The organism is Ruminococcus sp. OM04-4AA (assembly GCF_003462585.1).
GTDB lineage: Bacteria > Bacillota > Clostridia > Lachnospirales > Lachnospiraceae > Mediterraneibacter > Mediterraneibacter faecis.
Genome location: NZ_QTZH01000096.1, coordinates 1 through 4354, shown reverse-complemented (window position 1 = coordinate 4354; position 4354 = coordinate 1). Strand labels below are relative to the sequence as shown.

General features: G+C 40.7%; 8 protein-coding genes and 1 pseudogene. All 9 read right to left on the bottom strand.

The features are described from left to right. A pseudogene (locus DXB52_RS14920) lies at nucleotides 1-373 on the bottom strand (conjugal transfer ATPase TcpF); the annotation flags it as partial. Further along, nucleotides 351-749: a conjugal transfer protein gene (locus DXB52_RS14915; protein ID WP_004843362.1), complete on the bottom strand. Its 399-nt coding sequence runs from the start codon at nucleotides 747-749 to the stop codon at nucleotides 351-353. The pseudogene DXB52_RS14920 and the gene DXB52_RS14915, both read right to left, overlap by 23 nt. Before the next feature lie 118 nt (nucleotides 750-867). Continuing rightward, nucleotides 868-1371 carry an antirestriction protein ArdA gene (locus DXB52_RS14910; protein WP_006857105.1) on the bottom strand — a complete coding sequence of 168 codons (504 nt, stop codon included), beginning with the start codon at nucleotides 1369-1371 and terminating at the stop codon, nucleotides 868-870. Between the two features lie 17 nt (nucleotides 1372-1388). Continuing rightward, the gene (locus tag DXB52_RS14905) at nucleotides 1389-1892 is read right to left on the bottom strand and encodes an antirestriction protein ArdA (protein ID WP_055153439.1); all 504 of its coding nucleotides are present in this window, start codon (nucleotides 1890-1892) and stop codon (nucleotides 1389-1391) included. After that, nucleotides 1811-2107: a conjugal transfer protein gene (locus tag DXB52_RS14900; protein ID WP_082419285.1), complete on the bottom strand. Its 297-nt coding sequence runs from the start codon at nucleotides 2105-2107 to the stop codon at nucleotides 1811-1813. Before DXB52_RS14900 ends, DXB52_RS14905 begins: the two co-directional genes overlap by 82 nt. 87 nt (nucleotides 2108-2194) lie before the next feature. After that, entirely contained in the window at nucleotides 2195-2503 is a 309-nt protein-coding gene (locus DXB52_RS14895) for a hypothetical protein (RefSeq protein ID WP_004843356.1), read from the bottom strand. Nucleotides 2504-2576: 73 nt separating this feature from the next. Then, nucleotides 2577-2798 carry a hypothetical protein gene (locus DXB52_RS14890; RefSeq protein WP_004843355.1) on the bottom strand — a complete coding sequence of 74 codons (222 nt, stop codon included), beginning with the start codon at nucleotides 2796-2798 and terminating at the stop codon, nucleotides 2577-2579. Between the two features lies 1 nt (nucleotide 2799). Continuing rightward, nucleotides 2800-2934, bottom strand: coding sequence for a DUF3789 domain-containing protein (locus DXB52_RS14885; RefSeq protein WP_117576628.1), 135 nt, complete (start codon nucleotides 2932-2934; stop codon nucleotides 2800-2802). Between the two features lie 12 nt (nucleotides 2935-2946). Further along, entirely contained in the window at nucleotides 2947-4143 is a 1197-nt protein-coding gene (gene mobT, locus DXB52_RS14880; protein WP_117576629.1) for a MobT family relaxase, read from the bottom strand. Nucleotides 4144-4354: the final 211 nt, after the last annotated feature.

Here is a 4354-nt window from a genome sequence, read left to right as displayed (position 1 = left end):
TGAGCTGTTCTTCCGTAACCATGAGCTTAAAGCCAAGAAAAAAGCGGTAGTCCACTTGATTGTCCCCAATCATAGATACTAACGCTTCGGTCTGTTCGTCTATCTTCTGATAGGCAACTTCCTTTAATTTTCCCGTTACCAGTTTCTTTGACTGCTCCTGCATACTTCTTATGGAGCTTTCTGTGGCAATCTGCAACGCATGAATTTTACCCTCACGGGACTGTGCGATAAGCTGTCGGAAACTGTCATGCACGATAAATTTCTGCTCTGCGGATAAGAAAGAATAGTTATACGGTATCAGCTCATAATAAGCAAACACTTCATTGTCCTTGTTCCAGACAAGGTTGTTGTCAATATATTTTATCGGGAACATAGTTCACACTCCTTACTGCCGTGATTGTTTCATTCAAGGTCTGCTTATGCAGTTTTACGGCTTTTCCTGCATAAGTGATTTTAGGTCGCAGGGCATAGGTTATCTGTGATTTCAAAAAGCTGTACGGTTTCTTTCCGTCAAAGGTTTTCTGCGACATAAACCAAGTGAGAGCAACGGGAATACCAAAATATTTGAGAAATGCTCCCTCAATCATGGAAAGTGGGGGAATATCCCCAAACAGAATGATGATAAATTCTGTAATCACAAACCATGTAATCTGTGTAAAGGTAACGGGAAAGGGTAAGTTAAAGTCATTGATTGCATACAAGACTTTTTCCACGTTCCAGATACCCGTATAAGATTTAATCTTTTTCAAGTTCTTTCAGCTCCTTTCGTAAGTTCTTCAAAGAGAAAAGGACAGCCATTTTCAGACTGTCCCTTAAAAGAGAAATACGCTGTCAGTAGCAACAATGCTTGTCGCTGATCTTCCAGCGTTAGTATGGTATCTCGCACATACCTCGGCTTGTTTCAATAAAGCAACCGCCCATATCCAAATCTCGCCCGTAGGCTTCATAGTCAATGTAGTTCTGCAAGCTGGGTGGAATATCCCCTAGTGCCTGCAATTCGTCTATGTAGTAGTAGGCAATATCTGTCATGGTTTCACAGTCGGGATAATAATAAATATCGTCCTTGTGTTCCACAACTTCTTCCAGCGTCCCATAGTGACTGATAAATTCGTCCAGACACTCTACAATATAGTCGGGAAGTTCCTCTATCATTTCATACATCTCATTGAGTTCTTCAATGGAAACATACTCGCCAATCGCAATGGGGAAGTTGTCGGTATCATGGATAGCGTATTCCTCATACTGTTCATTCAAGCCGATTTTTTCTTTTACATCTTCCTCGTCAATAGGAAATGTGAACCAAGCACCGACTAAATAGCCCTCATTGTATTTGCCAAGATTAGCAATATAAACCGCCATATCATCAATCATAAGCACCACCTCATTTCCTACTCTGGCAGTTCAAAGATACCGTGTTCTGTTACTAAAAATTTCCCGTGTTCCTGCAAGTGAGAAGCATAGGCTTCAAAGTCAAAGTAATATTCTTGACAGTCCTCGGATAAATGCTTGAATGTCGGGTCATTCATCAGCTTTTGCCTTGCAACATCTATCATGCTTTTGCAGTCGGGATAAACCGTAATCACGTTTCTGCAAATATAAAGTGCTTCTAAGTTTTCATACACGGTAAGAAGTGCTGTATATTCTTCCTGCATATCGCTTGAAAGCTGGCGGTACATAAAATCTAGTTCGTTGAGCTGGTACACGCTTGTATGTTCGTGGACTTCATCAGCAAAGGGCAGTACCTTTTCGGTAATGCGGTAATCTTGACTTTCTGCACCGACACCTAACTTTTCTTCAAACTCTGCAACATCTATCGGCAGGTCGAACCAGTATGATGTTGTTTCTTTGCCAGTTGTTCCTCTCGTTTCCACCAGCACCCTTGTTTCCTGCATTGTTCCTCACGTCCTTTCTGTTGTTTCATCACATCTTTTAAGCTCTGGTACGACATACCAAACACATACTTTGAAAAATCTTCTAACTGTTTTTCTTCATAATCGGCAGGGTTCAATCGTTTCATTTCCTGCCACACCTTACGCTTGTAAGAGGGCAGGTCGGAAATGTATTCACAGCCGACTTTTGCCTGCATATTCTTAAAAATATCGTTCATGTAATCACTCCAATCTGAAATTTTAGGTAAGAAAAAAGCAGTCAATCCTAAGACCAACTGCTTTGCATATAAATATAAATTTGTAAACTAAAATTTTCGGAAGTTTTTTTGTATTTTGTGTAGCCATAGTCCAGCAATACCAGCTATAATTGCCAAGAAAAAAACTGCGGTAGGAATAGAATGATTTTTTACTATAATCGCAATTACCCCAGATACTAAAATACCAATCCCTACGAATAAAACAGGTTTTCCTAATTCTTTTGCATATCCTTTTTTGTTATCAGTAGTATCAAATACTTTACCATGAACAAAAGAGTAATTTCCCTTTAATAAAGAAATACTCACGAATATAAGGATAGCAGAAACAAACCACATCATTATACTAAATCCTAACATAAAATATCACTTCCTAAAGTTGTATTTTTATATCCATATTATATCACCCCATTAACAACATCACAATAAAAATTTATGCACCGATAATCTTGTTGAATAGCTCTAACAGTACATCTTTCACACCGCCGGCGTTAAATACCAAACCGACAGCAATCAAGGCAACTACCAAGAAGCCGATAAGTTTGGAAAACTCACGCTTGAACCCTAAGTAGATACCGATAACCACAATCGCCATAAGCACCAAGCTCTGTGCGTTTGATAAAAACCATTGATACAAATTGTTTCCGAAATTCATGTTATTTGTCCTCTCTTTCTTCTAATTGTTTCATTTCACAGTCAGCTTCTTTGCCGACAGTCAAAATACACATCAAGACTATGCCGATACCCATTCCCAGAGATACCAGCAGGAAGTCTTTTAATAATACCCACATTTTTTATCACTCCTAACTTTCTACTAAATCTTTTGCAGGGGTCGTCTGCTGTCTGATTATCATTTCATGCTTTTCTGTGAGCTTCGCCTGCTGTTCAATCATTTCCATGTAGTCTGTACCGTTTCCCTTATCAATCTTTTTCAGCATTTTCAAGGTTGGTGCTACCTGCCGTTGTACCCAACGCAATGTGCGGTCTAAGGTGTAAGGCTCTGGCTTTGTCGTCAGCTTCAAGCTCTGTCTGTTATCGCCGATAAACCAAGCCCAGCGGTCATTGAGCTTCCAGTCATTTTTTCGCTTGTCTGGTTCTTCATCAACAAACCGCACATACTGATTGATGATAGAAAAGGCGGTCTGTTCTGCGTCATAATACGTCAGCAAATCCCGTACTGCATAATAGGCTCGTTCATTCCGAAGCCGTATCTCAAAACGGTTAATAATGTCGGCTTCTTCAAGCGGTGTCCCCAACTTAACGTACTGCTCATAGTCCTTTTCATAAATACAGAAATACACATCTGATTTCAGCGAACCAAGATAAAGGGTACGTCCCATATATTCTCTGTCGTCCTCTCTGTGCTTGATAAGCTCACCCGACTGGTAAAACTTATAGCTTCTGGACTTTCCGATATATTCCCGTTTCCTGCATTTTTCCGCAAGCTCTGGAATATCCAAAATACCTGTATGGTCGTTGATAGCAAGGTCGATACGCTTCATCACGCCACCGTCTACAAGTGCGTCCATGAGAAAGTCATACCAGCTTCTTTGCTGTGCCAGCAGGTAACTTTCAAACTGCCTGCAACCACGCCCCTTTAACTCTAAAAGGACACCTTTTTCTTCGTCAGCCGACGTATAGATAAAGATGTCCCCTAAAGAGTAATGCTCCGTATAACTGTAACGCCCGTAATCTTCATGGAGCATATAGTTGATATTCAGTTTTAATATATCTTTGATGATGTGCTGTATATCCAGCGTGGGAAAACGAATTTTCACATAATCAAACAGCATGGTAAGCGGTGCTTCTGGATTGAACCTTGCCAGTTCCTTATGCAGAGTTTCCAGAAGTTCTTTTGACGGCTTCATTTTTCCGCTTTCTATCTTGTTAAGATATTCTCTTGTGATACCAGAAACCACCGCCAGCCTGCCTTGTGAGATACCGTAAGCAATCCGTTTCTCCCGTAATTCTTTTATCCATTGTTCTTCATTCAGAACCATACCCCCAATCTGTAAAGTGTGAAGTTTTTTAAGGCGACTTCACAGCCGATTTTTGCTAGGAAACCGTGCCAGAAGCCTTATGTTTCCTATGTTTTTTGTCTTTTGTCTATTTGCAAACGTACCCCTCTGTTAGATACCGAGGGGTTTTACCTGCTGGCGTGGCTTACGCCACACCAGCAACGGCTAGTCCGTGCCGTCGCCTTTCGCTTCG

Bases quoted from the DNA above. Each gene is read 5' to 3' on its own strand.
- DXB52_RS14900 (WP_082419285.1), bottom strand. From the start codon at position 2,107: ATGAACGATATTTTTAAGAATATGCAGGCAAAAGTCGGCTGTGAATAC.
- DXB52_RS14885 (WP_117576628.1), bottom strand. From the start codon at position 2,934: ATGTGGGTATTATTAAAAGACTTCCTGCTGGTATCTCTGGGAATGGGT.
- DXB52_RS14905 (WP_055153439.1), bottom strand. From the start codon at position 1,892: ATGCAGGAAACAAGGGTGCTGGTGGAAACGAGAGGAACAACTGGCAAA.
- DXB52_RS14910 (WP_006857105.1), bottom strand. From the start codon at position 1,371: ATGATTGATGATATGGCGGTTTATATTGCTAATCTTGGCAAATACAAT.
- mobT (WP_117576629.1), bottom strand. From the start codon at position 4,143: ATGGTTCTGAATGAAGAACAATGGATAAAAGAATTACGGGAGAAACGG.
- DXB52_RS14890 (WP_004843355.1), bottom strand. From the start codon at position 2,798: ATGAATTTCGGAAACAATTTGTATCAATGGTTTTTATCAAACGCACAG.
- DXB52_RS14895 (WP_004843356.1), bottom strand. From the start codon at position 2,503: ATGTTAGGATTTAGTATAATGATGTGGTTTGTTTCTGCTATCCTTATA.